Annotated in this window: 17 protein-coding genes; 5 read left to right on the plus strand and 12 right to left on the minus strand. The window is 72.6% G+C overall.

The features are described 5' to 3' along the window. Window positions 1-35 precede the first annotated feature (35 nt). From ABZ342_RS43790 to ABZ342_RS43825, 8 genes are all read right to left on the minus strand, one after another. Window positions 36-1,409, minus strand: a complete 1,374-nt coding sequence (locus ABZ342_RS43790; protein ID WP_360486457.1) for a hypothetical protein — start codon at window positions 1,407-1,409, stop codon at window positions 36-38. A 141-nt stretch (window positions 1,410-1,550) separates the two neighbouring features. Further along, entirely contained in the window at window positions 1,551-2,426 is an 876-nt protein-coding gene (locus ABZ342_RS43795) for an LLM class F420-dependent oxidoreductase (RefSeq protein WP_360486460.1), read from the minus strand. 62 nt (window positions 2,427-2,488) lie between these two features. Further along, window positions 2,489-3,613, minus strand: a complete 1,125-nt coding sequence (locus ABZ342_RS43800) for an adenosylhomocysteinase (protein ID WP_360486463.1) — start codon at window positions 3,611-3,613, stop codon at window positions 2,489-2,491. A 134-nt stretch (window positions 3,614-3,747) separates the two neighbouring features. Further along, window positions 3,748-4,116, minus strand: coding sequence for an immunity 8 family protein (locus ABZ342_RS43805; protein WP_155543271.1), 369 nt, complete (start codon window positions 4,114-4,116; stop codon window positions 3,748-3,750). Then, a complete protein-coding gene (locus ABZ342_RS43810; RefSeq protein WP_360486466.1) occupies window positions 4,113-5,381 on the minus strand; it encodes an alpha/beta hydrolase in 1,269 nt (422 codons plus the stop codon). Before ABZ342_RS43810 ends, ABZ342_RS43805 begins: the two co-directional genes overlap by 4 nt. A 40-nt stretch (window positions 5,382-5,421) precedes the next feature. Next, a complete protein-coding gene (locus tag ABZ342_RS43815; protein ID WP_360486469.1) occupies window positions 5,422-5,778 on the minus strand; it encodes a YciI family protein in 357 nt (118 codons plus the stop codon). Between the two features lie 71 nt (window positions 5,779-5,849). Continuing rightward, a complete protein-coding gene (locus ABZ342_RS43820; protein WP_155543269.1) occupies window positions 5,850-6,626 on the minus strand; it encodes a hypothetical protein in 777 nt (258 codons plus the stop codon). A gap of 191 nt (window positions 6,627-6,817) precedes the next feature. Beyond that, window positions 6,818-7,813, minus strand: coding sequence for a hypothetical protein (locus ABZ342_RS43825; RefSeq protein ID WP_360486473.1), 996 nt, complete (start codon window positions 7,811-7,813; stop codon window positions 6,818-6,820). 61 nt (window positions 7,814-7,874) lie between these two features. On the opposite strand from ABZ342_RS43825, the gene ABZ342_RS43830 reads away from it, so the two are divergent. Beyond that, complete coding sequence (locus ABZ342_RS43830) at window positions 7,875-8,453, plus strand: TetR/AcrR family transcriptional regulator (RefSeq protein ID WP_360486476.1); 579 nt, start codon at window positions 7,875-7,877, stop codon at window positions 8,451-8,453. Here the strand turns inward: ABZ342_RS43830 and ABZ342_RS43835 are convergent. Continuing rightward, window positions 8,429-9,208 carry a helix-turn-helix transcriptional regulator gene (locus tag ABZ342_RS43835; protein ID WP_360486479.1) on the minus strand — a complete coding sequence of 260 codons (780 nt, stop codon included), beginning with the start codon at window positions 9,206-9,208 and terminating at the stop codon, window positions 8,429-8,431. The two genes, ABZ342_RS43830 and ABZ342_RS43835, sit on opposite strands and share 25 nt — an antisense overlap. A gap of 79 nt (window positions 9,209-9,287) precedes the next feature. Between ABZ342_RS43835 and ABZ342_RS43840 the strand changes: the two genes are divergently transcribed. Both ABZ342_RS43840 and ABZ342_RS43845 read left to right on the plus strand, forming a co-directional pair. After that, window positions 9,288-10,358, plus strand: a complete 1,071-nt coding sequence (locus ABZ342_RS43840; RefSeq protein ID WP_360486482.1) for a zinc-binding alcohol dehydrogenase family protein — start codon at window positions 9,288-9,290, stop codon at window positions 10,356-10,358. A 13-nt stretch (window positions 10,359-10,371) separates the two neighbouring features. Beyond that, a complete protein-coding gene (locus ABZ342_RS43845) occupies window positions 10,372-11,304 on the plus strand; it encodes a hypothetical protein (RefSeq protein WP_360486485.1) in 933 nt (310 codons plus the stop codon). Here the strand turns inward: ABZ342_RS43845 and ABZ342_RS43850 are convergent. Together ABZ342_RS43850 and ABZ342_RS43855 are read right to left on the minus strand one after the other, a co-directional pair. Next, a complete protein-coding gene (locus ABZ342_RS43850) occupies window positions 11,256-12,422 on the minus strand; it encodes a lipase family protein (protein ID WP_360486488.1) in 1,167 nt (388 codons plus the stop codon). The two genes, ABZ342_RS43845 and ABZ342_RS43850, sit on opposite strands and share 49 nt — an antisense overlap. 27 nt (window positions 12,423-12,449) lie before the next feature. Then, a complete protein-coding gene (locus tag ABZ342_RS43855; protein ID WP_360486491.1) occupies window positions 12,450-14,000 on the minus strand; it encodes a GMC oxidoreductase in 1,551 nt (516 codons plus the stop codon). 115 nt (window positions 14,001-14,115) lie between these two features. Between ABZ342_RS43855 and ABZ342_RS43860 the strand changes: the two genes are divergently transcribed. Next, complete coding sequence (locus tag ABZ342_RS43860) at window positions 14,116-14,733, plus strand: helix-turn-helix domain-containing protein (protein ID WP_360486494.1); 618 nt, start codon at window positions 14,116-14,118, stop codon at window positions 14,731-14,733. 321 nt (window positions 14,734-15,054) lie between these two features. Here the strand turns inward: ABZ342_RS43860 and ABZ342_RS43865 are convergent, their stop codons facing one another. Continuing rightward, complete coding sequence (locus ABZ342_RS43865; RefSeq protein WP_360486497.1) at window positions 15,055-15,933, minus strand: LysR family transcriptional regulator; 879 nt, start codon at window positions 15,931-15,933, stop codon at window positions 15,055-15,057. Between the two features lie 129 nt (window positions 15,934-16,062). Between ABZ342_RS43865 and ABZ342_RS43870 the strand changes: the two genes are divergently transcribed. Next, window positions 16,063-16,941 carry a TIGR03620 family F420-dependent LLM class oxidoreductase gene (locus tag ABZ342_RS43870; RefSeq protein ID WP_155543259.1) on the plus strand — a complete coding sequence of 293 codons (879 nt, stop codon included), beginning with the start codon at window positions 16,063-16,065 and terminating at the stop codon, window positions 16,939-16,941. Window positions 16,942-16,974 lie beyond the last annotated feature (33 nt).

Here is a 16,974-nt window from a genome sequence, read left to right on the forward strand (position 1 = left end):
GCACCGGCCCGCCGCCGGTGCACACCCTCCTGGTCTTACTTGCCTTCCGTGGCGGACTCGGTGGCGGATTCGGTGCTGGTTTCGGTGGTGCTGTCGGCGGTCGCGGTGCCGGCTGCCGCTGCCGCCTGGTCGGCGACGCACTTCTTCGCCACCGCCGCCGCGGCTGCCTGCTCCGCTGCCTTGCCGGCGTTCTTGTTCTTGCCCTTGGCCTTCTGCTGGTCGTTGCCGTTCTGCTCGGCGGCCATGCCCTGCTGATCCGCGGCGGCGCCGGCGGTGGCTTGGGTCACGCAGTCGAGGATGGCGGTGCAGTCCTGTGCGGAAACTTCGTTCTGCGCCGCGGCTTCGCCCTGCGCCGCCATGCCCTGCTGGTCGGCCATCCCGTTCTCGTTGGCCGTACCGTTCTGCTTGGCTGCGCCGTTCTGGTCGGCCACGCCGTTGCCGTTGGCCATGCCGTTCTGGTCGGCCATCCCGTTCTCGTTGGCCGTACCGTTCTGCTTGGCTGCGCCGTTCTGGTCGGCCATACCGTTGCCGTTGGCCATACCGTTCTGGTCGGCCGCGCCGTTCCCGTCGGCCATACCGTTCCCGTTGGCCATACCGTTGCCGTTGGCTATGCCGTTCTGCTTGGCCTTGCCGTTGCCGTTCTCGGCGGCCGCGCCGTTCTCGGCGGCCATTCCGTTGGCGTCGGCGGCTCCGGCGGCCTGGGCCACGCACTGCTCGACCACGCCGCAGGCCTGAACAGCCGCGGCGTCCTGAGCGGCCGCGGCGTTCTCGTCGGCCGCGCCGTTCTTGGCGGCCTTGCCCTTCTGCTTGGCCTTGCCGTTGCCGGCCGCGCCCTGGTCGGCGGCTTCCTGCTGGTCGGCCATGCCGTTCCCGGCGGCCATCCCGTTCTCGTCGGCCGCGCCCTGCTGGGCAGCCATGCCGTTGCCGCTCGCCATGCCGTTCTTGCCGGCCGCGCCCTGCTGGGCGGCCATGCCGTTCTCGTCGGCCGCGGCCTTGCCGTTCTTGGCCTTGCCGTGGCCCTTGGCCATGCCGTTCTCGCCGGCCTGGGCGTCCTCTCCGGCCGCCGCGGCCTCTCCGGCGATCGCCGCGCACTGGGCCGCTACCTCGTTCGCCGCCATCGCTCCGCCGCAGCCGGCCGCCGCGCGGCGCTGCTGGATCTGGTCGACCACCGCCTGGCGATTGGCTATGCGGGCCGCCGACTGGGCGTCCGGGGCCGCCTGCTGGCCCGCGATGAACGTGAGGTTGTTCTGCAGCGCCGTGTCCAGGCCGCCGCAGCTTTCCGTCGCCGCGTTGCTCGCCGGGCTGCTGAGGGCGATCGCCGTCGCCGTCGCCCCCGCGACTCCCAGCAGCGCCGCCAGCCCGATCGTGGCCTGTTTGCGGTGTCGTCCGGTACTGCGTCCGTGGGGCATCAGCCCCTCCTCTCGGGTCGCCACCTCACCCAGGCACACGGGGCGCCGCCGGGAATGGTTCACCGATCACCGGAAGGAAGTCACCGGAACGTCCACTGTGGACGCACGATCGGGCTTCGACCAGCTGTCGAGCCGAAATTCTCAGCCGAGGTCGGCCAGCTGCGGTACGGCGGGGGCCATCCCTTCGATCCACGCGGCCGGCGAGCCCGTGGTCGGGGTGATGATCGCCGCCTGGATGCCGAGCTTCGCGTAGTCGGCCATGGCGCGCACGAAGTCGTCGCGGGTCTCCGGCGTCGGACGCGGGTTGTTGGCCAGGACCGTCTTGCGGATCGCGTCGTAGTCGCGGCCGACGTCGTCGCAGTGACCGCGCAGCACGTCCAGCTTGTGCGCCACGTCCTCGGGCGACGACGCGAACAGGTTGCACGCGTCGCCGTACTGCGCGACGAGCCGCAGCGTCTTGCGCTCCCCGCCGCCACCGATGAGCACCTTCGGCCGGCTGATCGGCTGGGGCGAGCAGAGCGTCTCGGCGAGCTGGTAGTGCTTGCCCTCGAACGGGCCGTTGTTCGCGGGGTCCCACATCTGCCCGCAGATGCGCAGCGTCTCCTCCAGCCGCTCGAACCGCTCGGCGATCGGCGGGAACGGCACGCCCATCCCCCGGTGCTCGCGCTCGAACCAGGCCGCGCCGATGCCGAGCGCGGCCCGGCCGCCCGAGACGACGTCGAGGGTGGTGACGATCTTCGCGAGCAGGCCGGGGTGCCGGTAGGTCACGCCGGTGACGAGCAGGCCGAGCTCGATCGTGGACGTGTGCGCGGCGAGGAAGCCGAGGGTGGTGTAGCCCTCCAGCATGTTCGACTCGGCGGGCAGGCCGGTCGGCTCGATCTGGAAGTAGTGGTCCATGAAGGACAGCCAGGTCGCCCCGGCCGCCTCCGCGGCGCTGCCCACCCGGGCGAGCTCACCGGCGATGGCGGTGGTCCCGCCGTCGATGTCGAAGATGGGGAGGTGGAAACCGAGCTCCATGAAAAGTTCTCCTGACGTGCGGTCGGCGTGCCCTCACGCTAGAGCCTGGAGCGCGCTCCAGGTCAAGTCAGCTCGGCCACCAGGTCCGTGGCGATCCGGTGCTCCACCGGCGCCGGGACCGGCTGGACCTCGGCCGCCAGCCCGCCCGCGGCCACCGCCGCCAGGCTGCGGACCTGCAGGGTCAGCCCCAGGTCCATGGCCTGGATCGAGTTGCCGTTCGCCGCGGTCAGGTTGAGCATGCGGCCTCGGTCGAGGACGACGACCTCCCGGCCGTCGGCCAGTACGTGCCCGACCCGGCGGCCCGGCGCGCCGTACTCGACCGTGCGGACCGTCGCCGCCCGGAGCGCCGCCGCGTCGATCTCCCACGCGAAGTGCCCGACCCCGGCGATCACCGCGCCGTCGGGCAACGCCGCCAGTTCCGGCGCGCCGACGACGCCGGGAGCGCCGGTCGCCGTGAAGACCGACTGGGCGTCGGACAGGACGTCCGGGGCGGAACCGACGCGGTGACCGTCCAAAATGGCCTCGAGGGCGCGCATCGGGTCGGTGTCGCAGACGGCGACCCGGGCGCCGAGGCGCGAAAGCGTGTCCGCGACGCCTTTGCCGCACGGCCCGTAGCCGAGCACCGCCGCGCGCATCCCCGGCACCATCAGGTTGGTGGCGTTGAGGAATCCCTGCACGACGCTCTGGCCGACGCCGAACTCGTTCTCCACCAGCAGCTTCAGCCGCGAGTCGTTGATCACGACGACCGGGTGGCGCACGGACGCCTCCCGCAGCCGCAGGCCGCCGGTGGTGGTCTCTTCGGTGCCGCCGAGGTAGCCCGCGGGCGTGCCGGAGGCCAGCAGTGAGAGCGTGAGGTCGGCGCCGTTGTCGAGCGTGAGGTCCGGCTCGCACTCGAGGACCGCGGCGACGTTCCGGGCGTGCTCGGCATCGTCGTCGGTGCGCCGGGTGTGCACGACCACGCCGATGTCCCGCAGCGCGTCGGCGACGTCGTCGTGGGTGGTGCCGGGCGACCCGGTCAGCGTGACCTCGACGCCGGCGCCGGCCAGCAGGGTGACCAGGGCCGCGGTCTTGGGTTCGACGTGCAGGCACATCGCCAGCCGCCGCCCGGCGAGCACGGGCGCGACCTCCTCGACGGCGGCCGCGGTCAGCGGCATGTGCTTGAGCGCCCAGTGGGTACCGGCAGACATGACTATCCTTACGGTTGACGAGAAAAGGGACCCGGAGCGGGGTCCGTCAACCGTAGAAGTCGCAGCGGTAAGAGTGGTCACCGAAGATCGGCGCCACGAGTCCCCGACCGCTCATGCTGCCAAGCTACCGCACGTCAGGCGTGGTAGTCCTCGAACTCCCAGTGTCCGTACCGGCTCAGCTTCGTGGCGACCTCCGACCAGTCCCGGCCGGTGCACCTCGCGACGAGATCATCGAAGTAGGCGACGAGCGCGGGCCAGTCGAAGCGGTCGACGATCACGAGGTGACGGCCCGGGAACGGCCCGTTCCGCGCCTGCTCCCGCAGCCATCCCGGGCTGCAGACCTCGAACTGGAACGACTCTTCGCCCTTCTCGCCCGCGGGCCCGGCGATCATCTCGACCAGGAACATGAACCGCTCCGGGTCTTCCGGGACGTACGACTCCGGTTCGATGTCCGGGGTCAGCAGCCAGCGGATCTCCGCGCGGGCCGGGCCGTTCGTCGTCATGCCCCCAGTGTGACGGCCAGGAAGTCCGCCACCTCGGCCGGCTCGCCGGCGCCGGTCGTCACCCGGACGCCCGCCGCGCGCAGGTGGTCCGCGAGTTCGCCCGACTTGCGGCCGCCTTCGATCAGGAACGGCGGCGCGCCCGTGCCGGCGTACGTCAGGGGGCTCGCCTCGCGCAGCGTTGCCGGGTTCCGGCCCAACGCCAGCAGGATCGAGGCCCTGGTCAGCGGGTCCAGGCCCGCGAAAGCGAACTCGGCCGGGGCGTCCAGGGCGGCCACCGCCTTGACCCCCGGCACCGCGGTCACCCCGAGCAGCGACGCCAGCGTGCCACCCGTTCCCGTGCCCACCGCCGTGATGCGCGCCGGGTCGACGTTCAGTGCCGCCGCGTTGGTCTCGAGGAAACGGACCGCGCACTTCGCGTCCGCCAGCGGTGCCGGCCAGCGCGCCGCGGGTGCCAGGCGGTAGTCGATCGAGGCGACCGCGAACCCCCGCGCCGTCAGGGCGTCACGCAGGGGGACCAGCCGCGATCCGGCGAGCAGCGCGCCCGGGCCGGCCGGCTTGCGGTTGCCGAAGACGAGCCCGCCGCCGTGCAGGAAGAGTGCCACCGGGGCGGCGCGGGCGTCCGGGCGCGGGCGGGTGATGTCCATGACCAGGGGGATCCCGTCCGGACGGCAGTACTCGACCGTGCTGCCGTCGAGCAGCGTCGACGTCGTCTTGCCGGTGACGTTGTCGCCCGCCGCGACCGTTCCCGCCGCGCCGGTCGCGAGCACCAGCAGCAGCACGGGGAACAGCACGATCCATGCCGACACGCGCCGCGCCGTCGACGGCCGCGGGTGCGCCCGCCGTCGCGCGACGACCAGGAAGCCGAAGACGGCGATGACCTGCAGCGCGGCCGCGGCGTAGTCGGTGAAGCCGACGACGGTGTCCGCCGGCTGCCAGGGGTCGAGCCGCGTCAGCAGACCCAGCGGCCGGCTCGCCACCCACAACGCGAGGCTCGCGGCCGCGACGAACGCCCCGGCCCGGGTGGTCTTGCGGGTCGGCCAGCCGAGCACCGCGACGAAAGCCACGAACTCGACGGCGGCGAACAGGCCGAACAGCATCGCGTAGAACTGCCAGACCCGCCAGAGCGCGGCCAGCGACGCGGCCGGGATCAGGGCACCGCCGAGGGCGGCGAAAGCGGCCGTGACCAGCACCGGACCGCGTCGCAACGGCGGCGGGAAGGTCGCCGGCGGGCGGTACGCGCTGCGTTGCCCGTCGACGACCTTCATACCGCCAGTGTCACCCCGGCGCCGGGTCCGCCGCCACGGATCAGGCGAACCCGGCGAGCGGGCGCACCTCGATCGGGGCATGGATCGCGGCGGTGACCCGCCCGGCCCACCCGAGCGCGGCGTCGAGATCGGCGGCTTCGATCAAGTAGAAGCCGCCGAGGTGCTCCTTCCCCTCGGAGAAGGGCCCGTCGGTGGTCAGCAGCCCGTCGACGGCCTCGCGGACCACCCGCGCGGCGGCGGGCTCGTCCAGCCGGGCGCTGAAGACCCAGGCCCCGGTCGCCTTGAGGTCCCGCTCGACGTCGCCGAGCCGCCGCTGTGTCTCCCGCATGGCCGCCTCGGACGGCGGTTCGCGGACCTCACCCTCGACGCCGTGCACCGACAGCAGGTAGTGCGCCATGACGCTCCTCCTCGCGGGGCGGGCGGGTCCCGCCGCTCGACCCTTGTACGAACGAGCCCGCCCCGGATCGACTACTTGCGCGCGGCCGTGTAGTTCCGGAACAGCAGGTAGGTGTCCAGGATGTCGGACGAAGCGCTCTGGACCGAGCGGTAGATCCCCCACTTGGGGCGCACGTAGTCGCCTTGGTCGGGGATGTTCACGCTCGACATGCTGCCCTGCGCGGCGACGGGCGCGCCCGAGCCGGTGCCGTTGCGGATGACGCACGACGCCTTGCCCTTCGAGCCCGGCGTGAACGTCCACTCGATCGTGATCCACTTGTTCCGCAGCGGTGACAGGTCGGTGGCCGCGATGCTCGGCGAACCCGAGTTGGCGTACGCGCGGGCGTTGAGCATTTCCTTGCTGCCGCTGCGGGTCAGGTCGAGCGTCACCCAGGGGCCGCCGTTGGTGGACGGGGTCTTGGTCTGGAAGATGTGGGTGAACTTGCTGGTGCCGTGCAGGGTGCCCGGGATGTACATCTCGTAGGAGAGCGTCCAGGTCTCGCCGTCGTGCATCTTCAGCGTGGAACCACCCTGGACCATGCCCTTGGACTCGGTGCGCTGGCGGTCGCCGCCGCCGGTGGTGTCGCGGTCGTCCTTCCAGATGTTGAAGCGGTAGTGGTCGCCTTCGACCACCACGTACTTGCGGTCGGGGTGGTGGTTGCCGCGGTCGGCCTCGATGCCCTCGAAGGCCTTGAGGCCGTCGGTGGCGGGGTCGGGGTGCCACAGCGGAGCCGCTTGGGCGGGCAGCGCGGTGCACAGCATGATCGGGACGACCAGGGCGAGGGCCATCCTGCGGGAGAATTCCGGCATCGTCGGTGTGTCCTTCCTGACAACGTACGACAGGGGTGCACATCGGCCGGCGGAGGAGCCCCGAACGAGGCTTGGACATCCGATGTCTAGCGTCACGAAGTTAGAAGGACAGCGGCGTCTTTGTCAACGCCTGGCGAGTTGTCGGCACGCTTGGTCGACGATTCATCTGATGGATAAGCGGCCGGCATGCCTCAGGCGTAGCACTCCGCCAGCGCGGTGAAAGCCGCCTTCGGTTCCCAGGGCACGCCTTCGTACGTCTCCCCCAGGCCCTCCTTCAGCACCTTCACCACACCCCAGCTCGCCATGTCCAGGTCCACCCGCGGATCGGCGCGGTGGACCAGCCCATAACACACGAACGTGCAAGCGAAAGCCGCGTCGACGCCCTCGGTCGTGAAGATCTCCAGCAGCTCGCGGAAGTACCGCGCCTGCTCCTCCTCGTCACGCACGTACGAACCGTCGAGCCGGACCGGGACCGCGCCCTCGTACTCCAGGATTTCGCCGCAGCGGGCGCCGAGGTCGGCCGCGCCGCGGTACGGCGTCACGCCGAACTCCGTGATCGCCACCGGCTTGCCCGACGCCACCAGCGTGCGGACGCCCTCGCGGTACACGGGGGCGACTTCCTTCGAGCGGTGCGCGTCCACCGAGATGATGTCGAACGGCGCCCAGTCGACCCGCTCCAGCGGGATCGCCGCGTACGTCACGCGGCCGCCGAACCGCTCGCGCACCGCCGCGACCGCGCGGGCCAGGAACTCGTTCACCCGGTCCGGCAGCCCGGCGACGAGCTCACGGGACGCCAGCAACCCGGCCAGCCGTTCCTCGATGCCCTCCCCCGGCAGGAAACCGTGGTTGAACAGGCTCAGCTCGGCGCCGGTGACGACCACGATCTCCGCACCCGCCAGCCGCAATCGTTCGGCTCGCGACGCTCCGTCGGCCAGCATCGCGAGGATCTCCTCCGGGGTGCGGTCCCAGGGGAACGGCGAGAACCACACCTCCAGCCCGAGCGCGGCGGCCTCGCGGGCGGCGTGCTCGATCCGGTCCAGGTCGGTGCCGATCAGCCGGACCGCCGTGCAGTGCAGGTCGTCGCGGATGATCGTCAGTTCGCGGCGGACGAGGTCCGGGTCGAAGGGCCGGTTGAACCCCTCGCCACGCTCGATGCCGGTGTCGTAGCCGATGCCCTTGGCGCGCACGTTTCCTCCGGAAATTTAGGGTACGGTCCGTACCGTACCCTAAGGTAGTAGACTGCGGCGCATGGACGGGAAGACCCGGCGCCGCGGCGCCGAGCTGGAGGACGCGATCCTGCGCGCCGCCGCGGCCGAACTGGCCGAGACCGGCTACCCCGGCCTGACCATGGAACGGGTCGCGCAGCGGGCCGGCACCAACAAGAACGCGATCTACCGCCGCTGGCCGAACCGTGCCGCGCTCGGCGTCGCCGCCTACCGCCACCTGGCCGAGGACACGCTCGAGCCACCCGACACCGGCGGCCTCCGCGAAGACGCGCTGACCCTGCTGCGGGCGATCAACTGCGGCCAGTCCTCCCCCGCCGCCCGGATCCTCCGCGGTCTCCTGACCGGCGTCGGCGACGAGCCGGAACTCCGGGAACAGCTCCACGAGCAGGCCGCCGAAGGCGCCGCGAAAACCTGGCTCACGATCGTCGATCGGGCCGTCGCACGCGGTGAAGCGCGTCCCGAAGCCCGAAATCCGCGCGTGGCCACCGTGGCGCTTGTGCTGCTCCGCAACGAAATCCTCACGCGCGGACTGACCACAGTGGACGACGACGTGCTCGTCGAGATCGTCGACGAGGTCTACTTGCCGCTGGTCGGCGCGTAGATCGTCAGCCGCAGCGCGGGGTCCTCGTTCGCCTGGAAGGTCGCGTAGTCGAACTCCTCCGGCGCGGGCCGGTACAACGTCTTCCGCCCGGGTCCGATCCGGCCGACGTCGTGGCGGTCCCACCACGGCGCGAACTCCGGGCAGCCCTCGCGCAGCCGGGCCGCCAGCCCGGTGAACGCCGGGTCGCCGGCCCACAGGTCGTGCGCGGCGCGGAACTGCGCCACCGCGTGCTCGGCCTGCGCGGCCCAGCCGCCGCCGAACAGGCTCCGCGCCCGCTCGTCGAGCAGCAGGTACACCAGGACGTTCCGGTCCGCTTCGGCCAGCACGCCGAAGTCGGTGAACAGGGCGGCCGCCGCGGGGTTCCAGGCCAGCACGTCCCAGCGGCGGCCGGTGACGTAGGCGGGCTGCGCCAGGCCCTCGACGAGCCGACGGGTGGCCTCGGGCACCCGCTCGCGGTGGAACGCCGTGCGGGCCGGGTTCCGCGCCAGGGCCCGCAGGTGCGCGCGTTCGGCGTCGTCGAGCCGCAGCGCGCTCGCGAGCGCTTCGACCGTCGCGGACGACGGGCTGACCGTGCGGCCCTGTTCGAGCCGGATGTACCAGTCGACGCCGATGCCGGCCAGCTCGGCGACCTCTTCGCGGCGCAGGCCCGGTGTGCGGCGGCGGCGCCGGTCGGGCAGCCCCAGGGCCGCCGGGCTCAGCCGCTCGCGCCGGGACCGCAGGAACTCCCCCAGCCCGGCCCGGGTCGCGTCCGGCATGACGGCCTCCGTGGCACTCGGCAGTCCCAGGACAATACCAGGTCTGGCTACCCGTCCCGGTTTCTCCGACGATCACCGCATGAGAGCCGCAGTACTCGAAGAATTCGGAAAACCGCTGTCCGTGCGCGAACTGCCCGATCCGGTGCTGGGCACCGGGGAAATCCTGGTCGACGTCGTCGCCGCGCCCGTGCTGCCGTACGCGGCGGAGGTGTTCCGCGGCGAGCGCAACTACTTGCTGACGCTTCCGGTCGTGCCCGGCGCCGGCGCGGTCGGGCGGGTGCGCGCGACCGGCCCGGACGCGACCCGCCTGGCCCCCGGCGACTGGGTGCTGTGCGACCCGGTCATCCGCTCCCGCGACGACGCGCTGACCCCGGACATCACCCTCCAGGGCCTGAGCGCTCGCGGCGAAGGCGGGCTCTTCCTGCAGCGCCACTTCGGCCACGGCGCCTACGCCGAGCAGGTCCTCCTCCCGACCGAGAACGCGATCCCGCTCGGGGCGATCGACCCGGGTGACGCGGGCCGCTGGACCGCGCTCGCCCTGTGCCTGGTGCCGTACGGCGGTCTGCTCGCCGCCGACCTGCGTCCCGGCGAGACCGTGCTGGTCAGCGGCGCCACCGGGAACTTCGGCAGCGCGGGTGTCGCGGTCGCGCTCGCCATGGGCGCGGCGTGCGTGGTGGCCCCGGGCCGCGACGAGGCGGCTTTGGCCGACCTGCAACGCCGGTTCGGCGCCCGCGTCCGGACCGTGCGGCTCACCGGCGACGACACCGCCCGCCTGCGCGCGGCGGCGCCCGGGCCGATCGACGTCGTCCTCGACCTGCTGCCGCCGTCGGCGAGCACCGGGCCCGTGCGCGCCGCGGCGATGGCGGTCCGCGAGCGCGGCCGGGTCGTGCTGATGGGCGGCGTCGGCATGCTCGGCGGCGACGACCTCGCCCTGCCCTACCCGTGGCTCATGCGCAACAGCGTCACGGTGCGCGGCCAGTGGCTGCATCCGCGGTCGGCGAACGCGAGCCTGATCGCGCTGGCCCGGGCCGGGTTGCTGGACCTCGGCGGGTTCGCCGTCACGGAGTTCGGTCTCGACGACATCGCGGGCGCCCTCGACCACGCGGCGAGCGGCCGGACGCGGTTCGCCCTCACGGTGGTCCGTCCTTGAGTAGCTTCGAAGGATGACCCGACTCGCCCGCCACGACAAACTCGCCGCCGCACTGGCCGAGGCGCCTGACGACGTCCTGGCCGGCGCGCGCCCGCTCGGCACCGGGATCGGCGGGTCGACCTGGCTGCTGACCGTGGCGGGCGAGCCGGTCTTCGTCAAACGGGTCGCGCTGACCAACGTCGAGCTGCGCCACGACGGTTCGACGGCCGACCTCTACGGGCTGCCGCCGTGGTCGCACTACGGGGTCGGCTCGGCGGGCGGCGGAGCCTGGCGCGAACTGGAAGCCCACCGGACGGCGACCGAGTGGGTGCGCACCGGCGCGTGCGAGCACTTCCCGCTCCTGCACCACTGGCGGGTCCTGCCCGGTCTGCCGCGTCCCCGCACCGACATCGAGCGGGACGTCGCGTTCTGGCACGGCGATCCGGGCGTCCGGCGACGGCTCGAAGCCCTCGCCGACGCCACCACCGACCTCGTGCTGTTCCTCGAACACCTGCCGCACGACCTCGCGCAGTGGCTCACCGCCAACCCCGGCGGCCTGGCCCTCGCCCACCGCGACCTGCGCCACATCACGGATTTCCTGGCCGGCCGGGGCGTCCAGCACTTCGACGCGCACTTCGCGAACATCCTCACCGACGGGGACCGGCTCTACCTCACCGACTTCGGGCTGGCCGTGATGCCGGGCTTCGCGCTGTCGGCGGCCGAAGCGGAGTTCCTCGCCGACCACTCCGAGCACGACCGGGCTTACGTGCTGACCCGCCTGCTGAACTGGGCCGTCCGGCACCAGCTCGACGACACCGGCCTTCGCGGCTACACCTCGCTCGCGAAGGTCGTCAACGACTTCTACTTCGCCCTCCACACCGAGAGCCGCCTGACCCCGTACCCGAAGGACGAAATCGCTCAGCAGTCGGCACGCGCCGGCTTGCCCGCGAACCGGTCGCCCAGGTAGTTCACGACGTCGCCGGCGGAGAACGCCAGCGTCGTCACGTGCTCGCCGACATAGGTGCCCCACGTGACGTCGACCCCGGCCGCGCAGTACTCGCGACGCAGCGTCTGGGCCTGCGACAGCGGGATGATCTCGTCGAGGCTGCCGTGGAACAGGAAGATCGGCGCCCGCGGTGGGCGGGTACCCAGCTCGTTCTCGGCCAGCCGCGCCTGCCACTTCGGGGTCGTCAGCGGGTTCGCCGTCGTGTAGTCGGCGATGTGCCCGAAGGCGTAGCCGAACACGGCCTCGACGCACGCGTCCCGCTGCGTCTCGTACAGCGTGCGCCCGCGGTCGTTGAGGTACGCGGGCAGGTCCAGCTCCGGATAGGCGGCGTCCAGGCCCAGCGCCGAGAGCAGCAGGAAGCCGAACCCGATCCCGCCGTCGAGGCTCTTCGCGACGACGTTCAGGTCCGCGGGCGTCCCCCCGGCCGTGATGCCCGCGACGTGCAGCTCCGGCGCGTACGACGGCGCCAGCTCGCCAGCCCACGCCGCTCCCCCGCCGCCTTGGGAGTAGCCGGAGAACGCGACCGGTCCGCCGGCGGCCAGGCCCGCGGCCGGCAGCCGGGTGGCCGCGCGGGCCGCGTCGATCACCGTGTGGCCCTCGGACCGGCCGACGACGTACGTGTGCGTGCCGGGCGTGCCGAGGCCCTCGTAGTCGGTGATCGCGACGGCCCAGCCGCGGCTCAGCATCGCGTCGACGAACAGCGGCTTCTCGTAGTCCGGCTGGAACTTCGACGGAGCGCAGCGGTCGCCGATGCCGCGGGTGCCGCTGGCCACCGAGACGATCGGGCGCGGGCCGGCGCCGGTCCACGGCTTCGCCGGCACCAGGACGCGGCCCGACACCGCGATCGGCGTGTCCGTCGCGGACCGCGACCGGTACAGCACCAGGTAACCCCTGGTGCTGCCGGAATCCGGCAGTGGCCGCCACCAGACGACGTCGCCGTCGGCGCCGGCCGGCAGCGGGGTCGGCGGCGTGTAGAAGGCGTCGCCGTCCGGGCCGCGCGGTGGCTCGGCCGCGTTCGCCGGGCCGGCCGTCGTGAATACCAGGAGGGCGGCCAGCAGGACCGTCCACAAGCGACGCATGAGAACTCCTCGTCGAGTTCGGAAGGGTCAGAAGGGGTCTTCGGCGATCAGGTGGTCCAGGGCCCGCTCGGCGATCGCGGCGATGGTCATCGACGGGTTGCAGGCGGCGGTCGTGCCGGGCATCAGGGCGCCGTCGAGCACGTAGAGGCCGCGGTGGCCGAGGACGCGGCCTTCGAGGTCGCAGACCAAGCCCATCGCGGCGCCGCCGAGCGGGTGCCAGGTGCTGGGCGCGACGGCCGTCGTGTCGAGCAGGACGCCGAGCGGGCCGGCGATGCGGGCGATGCGTTCGTGGATGCGCGCGCTCAGCTTCGCGTCGGCGCTCGACGGCCAGTGCAGGACGGCGTCGTCCTTCGCCGCGTCGTAGACGAAGCGGCCGCGGCCGGCGCTGATGCCGTACCCGACGAGCATCGTGGTCCGCAGGTCCGGCAGCGGCGGCAGCGACGCCTGGATGACGGTGTTCGCGACCGCCGGGTCGTCCCATTCCTTGCTGCCGTAGACGACCGGGCCGCCCTGGGGCGCGCCGAAGTCGTCGGCGAGGTTCGTCCAGGTGTAGATGCGGTCGCCGTTGGTGCCCCAGCCGGCGCCGAGCGCGTCGGGCAGGTCGGGGATGTCGCCCTTCGCTCCGGCGCGCATCAGCAGCCGGGTCGTGTTCGCCGTGCCGGCCGCCATGACGAGCGCCTTCGCCGTGAGGACCTTCTTCTCCAGCACAGTTCCGGAGGTGTCGATGCGGTCGACGCGGATCTCCCAGCGGCCGTCGGCCGCGAGCGCGACGTCGGTGACGTGGTGCAGCGAGGCCACGGTGCAGCGGCCGGTGGCTTCGGCGGCCGCGAGGTAGGTGACGTCGACCGAGTGCTTGCCGCCGTTGTTCACCCCGAGCGCGCAGTCGCCGTTGGTGTAGGACGGTTTCATCTCGCCGTCGAGCTCACGCAGGGCGTAGTCCCAGTCGATCGGCATCGGGATCTTCTCGACGGCGTAGCCCGCATTGCGCGCGTTGCGGGCGAAGACCCGGGACGCTTTGTACGTCTTGCTTTCGACGAGGGCGTCCGGCGCGGTCTCGATGCCGAGCATGGCGGCGACGCGCGGGTAGTACTCCGCGTCCAGCCGCGCGTAGTCGAGCTGCTCGGGGAAGCAGGCGTGGAAGAGCTCGGCCGTCGGCTGCAGCGTCATGCCCTGGTAGACCAGCGAGCCGCCGCCGACGCCGGCCGCGCACATCATGCTCATGCCCTGGCCGGTGACCTGTTCCAGCAGCCCGGTGTACCGCTCGAACGGCGGCAGCGACGGCAGGCCGGGCAGGGCCGGCGCGGAGCCGAGCCAGAAGATCCGCTTGTCGGGCGAGGTCGGGTGCGGGAACGTCTCGGCGTCCGGCCCGGTCGGCCAGCGACGGCCGCGTTCGAGGACCAGCACCGGCACGCCGGCCTGGGCGAGCCGCAACGCCGTGACCCCACCGCCGAACCCGGAGCCGATGACCACGACCCGGTGCTCTTCCCGCGTGGTCGGGACCCGGCCCGCACCGAGCGCGGCGACGCCGGCGACGGCGGCCGCGCCTCGCAGGACGGTACGGCGGTTCAGGCTGCGCATGGGCGGCTCCTTCGGCATCTTCTCCGTCGGCGGTGACTGTCGGTGAAGGTAGGACTGCGAACCGAGAGATGGAACGGATTGCCGGTCTCACTACTCGCGAGTAATATCCGCCACCATGCGTGCTGTCCGACCGTCCGCGGCAGTGCCCCGGCGCGTCGACGCCCGCCGCAACCGCGAGGCGATCCTGCGCGCGGCCGACGAAGCCTTCAGCGAAGACGCCGACGTGGCGCTGGACGACGTGGCCCGCCGGGCCGGCCTCGGCCGGGCGACGGTCTACCGGCACTTCCCCGACCGCACGGCGCTGGCCCTCGGCGTCGCGGCCCACCACCTGGCGGCGCTCAAGCTCCAGGTGCGCGGCCGGGAACCGTTCCGCGAGCTGCTGCGGGTCGTGCTGGCCATGCAGGCCCGGCGACGCCCGCTCGTCCGGCTGTTCCGCGAACTGCCGGAGCGCAGCCAGCGCCAGTACAGCCACGCCCTGGTTTCCTTGCTGCGCCCGGCTTTCGAGGAGGCGCAACGAGAAGGCAGCGTGCGCGCGGACCTGGAGCCCGTGGACCTGGTGCTGCTCTTCGAGATGCACGAAGCGGCGCTGGTTTCGGGACTGACCGCACGGGAACCGGCGGAACAGGCCGAGCGCCTGGTGCGGGTGTTCCTCGACGGCCTCGCTTGCTCCGAACGTGTGAACACGCTTTCCCGGAACGAAGATCCGCAGGTCGGACCACAGAAAAGTGATTGACCGCCGGAAAGCGTGGGTACTTCCGGGACACGGCACCGGAGCCCGGATCCCAGGTCTCCCCGCACCGGGCCGCACCCTCCGCCCGTGACCGGGTCCGCCCCCGGCACGGCACCGTCACGCACATTTCTCGTCCACCGGAGTACACCATGACCAACGACTCAGGAGCATGGCACGCCAAACTGCAGCGCGAACAGGAAGCCATCGAGCGGAAGCGGGCGCAACAGGCCTCGCGAACGCCGACCGGGGCAGCCGCCGCGCCCCGCTGATCCCACCGTCCACAAAGGATGCCGCGGTGCCCCGGTCGAGGCGCCGCGGCATTCGTCATTCCGGTGGGGTCAGCAGCGCTTCCGCGTACTTGCGGAACGCCGCCACGAGCCGGTTGCGCTCGCCCGCGCGCGTCGCCACCGCCACCTGGCTCGGCTCGACACCGGTCAGCGGCACGGTCGTCAGGTCCGGGCGGAAGCCGGTGACGTTCCCCGGTGCCGCCGGGATGATCGCGACCGCCTGCCCGCTCGCCACCAGCTCGATCTTGTCCTCGATCGCGTCGATGAGCGGACCGCCGGGGGCCGGGCGGCCGTCCGGACGCGGGTCGACGCGCCAGAACGCGTCCCACTCCGGGTCGAGGGCGCGCGGCAGCGGCTCGTCGGCGATGTCGTCGAGCGTCACGGATTCCTTGCCCGCCAACCGGTGGTCGGCGGGTAACAGGACCACGCGGGGCTCGTCGTAGAGGATGGTGACGTGCAGCCCCGCCGCCCGCAGCGGGAGCCGGACGACCGCCGCGTCGACGCGGTGCTCCAGCAGCGCCGCGCGGGCGTCGTCCCAGGCGAGGTGCTGGGCGCGCACGTCGGCCCCGGGGTGGTGGCGGCGCAGCTCGCGCAGCGCCGGCGTGACGATCAGGTTCCCGGTGTAGCCGACGGTGATCCGGCTGGGCCGCGCGACCGACCGCGCGTGGGCCACCGCGTGCGCCGCCGCCCGCAGCAGGTCCGCGGCGAGCGGGAGGAACGCCTCGCCGGCCTCGGTGAGCCGCGTGCCCTGCGGCGTGCGGTCCAGCAGGCGGGCACCGACCTGCTGCTCCAGCCGCACGATCTGCCGGCTCAGCGACGACTGCGTGAGGTGCAGCTCGGCGGCGGCGCGGCCGAAGTGCCGGTGCTCGGCGACGACGGCGAAGCCGCGCACCAGGTGCAGATCGAGGTCGGCCATGGTCCCAGCGTAGCGCCATGAGCTGCGGTGATGCACAAACCGCGTCACGTCGTGCGAAACGTTCATTGGACCTGGCGCCCCCGGCGGCCGCACGGTGGGGCAGGACCACACCGTCTGAGAAGGAGTTCCATGGCGACCTTGGGGCCCGTCGGCGTCTACCTGCCGATTTCGTTCACCCGCACCCCGCCGGCCGAGGACCAGCGCGAGGCCGTCCGACGGCTGGAGCGCGCCGGGTACCGGACCGTCTGGACGAACGAGGTCGTCGGCGGCAAGGACGCCCTCGTCCAGCTGGCCGTGCTGCTGGCGGCGACCGAGCGGCTGACGTTCGGCACCGGCATCGCGAACATCTGGGCCCGCGAGCCGCAGACCCTGCACGCCGCGGCGGCTTTCCTCGCCGACGCGTACCCGGACCGGCTCGTGCTCGGCGTGGGTGTCGGTTACCCGCAGCAGGCCGAGGGCACCGGCCGGGACTTCGGGAGTCCTCTCGCGACGATGCGCGACTACGTGGCGCGGATGGACGCGGAGACCTGGCCGCCGGCGCCGGTCGCCGGGTACCCGCGGATCCTCGGCGCGAACGGGCCGAAGATGCTCGCACTGGCGGGGGACATCGCCGACGGCGCGCTGCCGGCCAACCTGCCCCCGGCGTTCACCGCCGAGGCCCGGTCGGTGCTCGGCCCGGACAAGCTGCTCGTCGTCGGCCTGGCGGTGGTCCCCGACGCCGACGCCGATCGCGCGAAGGCGGCGGCGATCGAGAAGATCTCGGGGACGCTGAACCTCCCGCCGTTCTCGAAAGCCCTGCGCCGCTTGGGTTTCGCGCTGGACGACGTGGCCGGGATCGCCGACGCCGTCGTGGCCCACGGCGGGCACGACGCCATCGCGGCCAAGGTCCGCGAGCACCTCGCCGCGGGCGCGGACCACGTCCTGCTGATGCCCCCGACGACCGACGACTTCACCGCCGACGTCGCGGTGCTGGAGGGGCTCGCGCCGGCGTTCGACGGCCTCGGCTGACCGGCGCCGGCCCTCGGCCGGGCTCTTGACCAG

The sequence above is a fragment of the Amycolatopsis sp. NPDC005961 genome (genome assembly GCF_040629235.1).
GTDB classification, from domain to species: Bacteria; Actinomycetota; Actinomycetes; order Mycobacteriales; family Pseudonocardiaceae; genus Amycolatopsis; species Amycolatopsis camponoti.

Coding starts and splice junctions, on each gene's coding strand:
- ABZ342_RS43810 (WP_360486466.1), bottom strand. CDS start 5,381: ATGAAGGTCGTCGACGGGCAACGCAGCGCGTACCGCCCGCCGGCGACC.
- ABZ342_RS43865 (WP_360486497.1), bottom strand. CDS start 15,933: ATGGCCGACCTCGATCTGCACCTGGTGCGCGGCTTCGCCGTCGTCGCC.
- ABZ342_RS43805 (WP_155543271.1), bottom strand. CDS start 4,116: ATGACGACGAACGGCCCGGCCCGCGCGGAGATCCGCTGGCTGCTGACC.
- ABZ342_RS43845 (WP_360486485.1), top strand. CDS start 10,372: ATGACCCGACTCGCCCGCCACGACAAACTCGCCGCCGCACTGGCCGAG.
- ABZ342_RS43800 (WP_360486463.1), bottom strand. CDS start 3,613: ATGTCTGCCGGTACCCACTGGGCGCTCAAGCACATGCCGCTGACCGCG.
- ABZ342_RS43840 (WP_360486482.1), top strand. CDS start 9,288: ATGAGAGCCGCAGTACTCGAAGAATTCGGAAAACCGCTGTCCGTGCGC.
- ABZ342_RS43815 (WP_360486469.1), bottom strand. CDS start 5,778: ATGGCGCACTACCTGCTGTCGGTGCACGGCGTCGAGGGTGAGGTCCGC.
- ABZ342_RS43860 (WP_360486494.1), top strand. CDS start 14,116: ATGCGTGCTGTCCGACCGTCCGCGGCAGTGCCCCGGCGCGTCGACGCC.
- ABZ342_RS43790 (WP_360486457.1), bottom strand. CDS start 1,409: ATGCCCCACGGACGCAGTACCGGACGACACCGCAAACAGGCCACGATC.
- ABZ342_RS43795 (WP_360486460.1), bottom strand. CDS start 2,426: ATGGAGCTCGGTTTCCACCTCCCCATCTTCGACATCGACGGCGGGACC.
- ABZ342_RS43835 (WP_360486479.1), bottom strand. CDS start 9,208: ATGCCGGACGCGACCCGGGCCGGGCTGGGGGAGTTCCTGCGGTCCCGG.
- ABZ342_RS43855 (WP_360486491.1), bottom strand. CDS start 14,000: ATGCGCAGCCTGAACCGCCGTACCGTCCTGCGAGGCGCGGCCGCCGTC.
- ABZ342_RS43870 (WP_155543259.1), top strand. CDS start 16,063: ATGGCGACCTTGGGGCCCGTCGGCGTCTACCTGCCGATTTCGTTCACC.
- ABZ342_RS43830 (WP_360486476.1), top strand. CDS start 7,875: ATGGACGGGAAGACCCGGCGCCGCGGCGCCGAGCTGGAGGACGCGATC.
- ABZ342_RS43850 (WP_360486488.1), bottom strand. CDS start 12,422: ATGCGTCGCTTGTGGACGGTCCTGCTGGCCGCCCTCCTGGTATTCACG.
- ABZ342_RS43820 (WP_155543269.1), bottom strand. CDS start 6,626: ATGCCGGAATTCTCCCGCAGGATGGCCCTCGCCCTGGTCGTCCCGATC.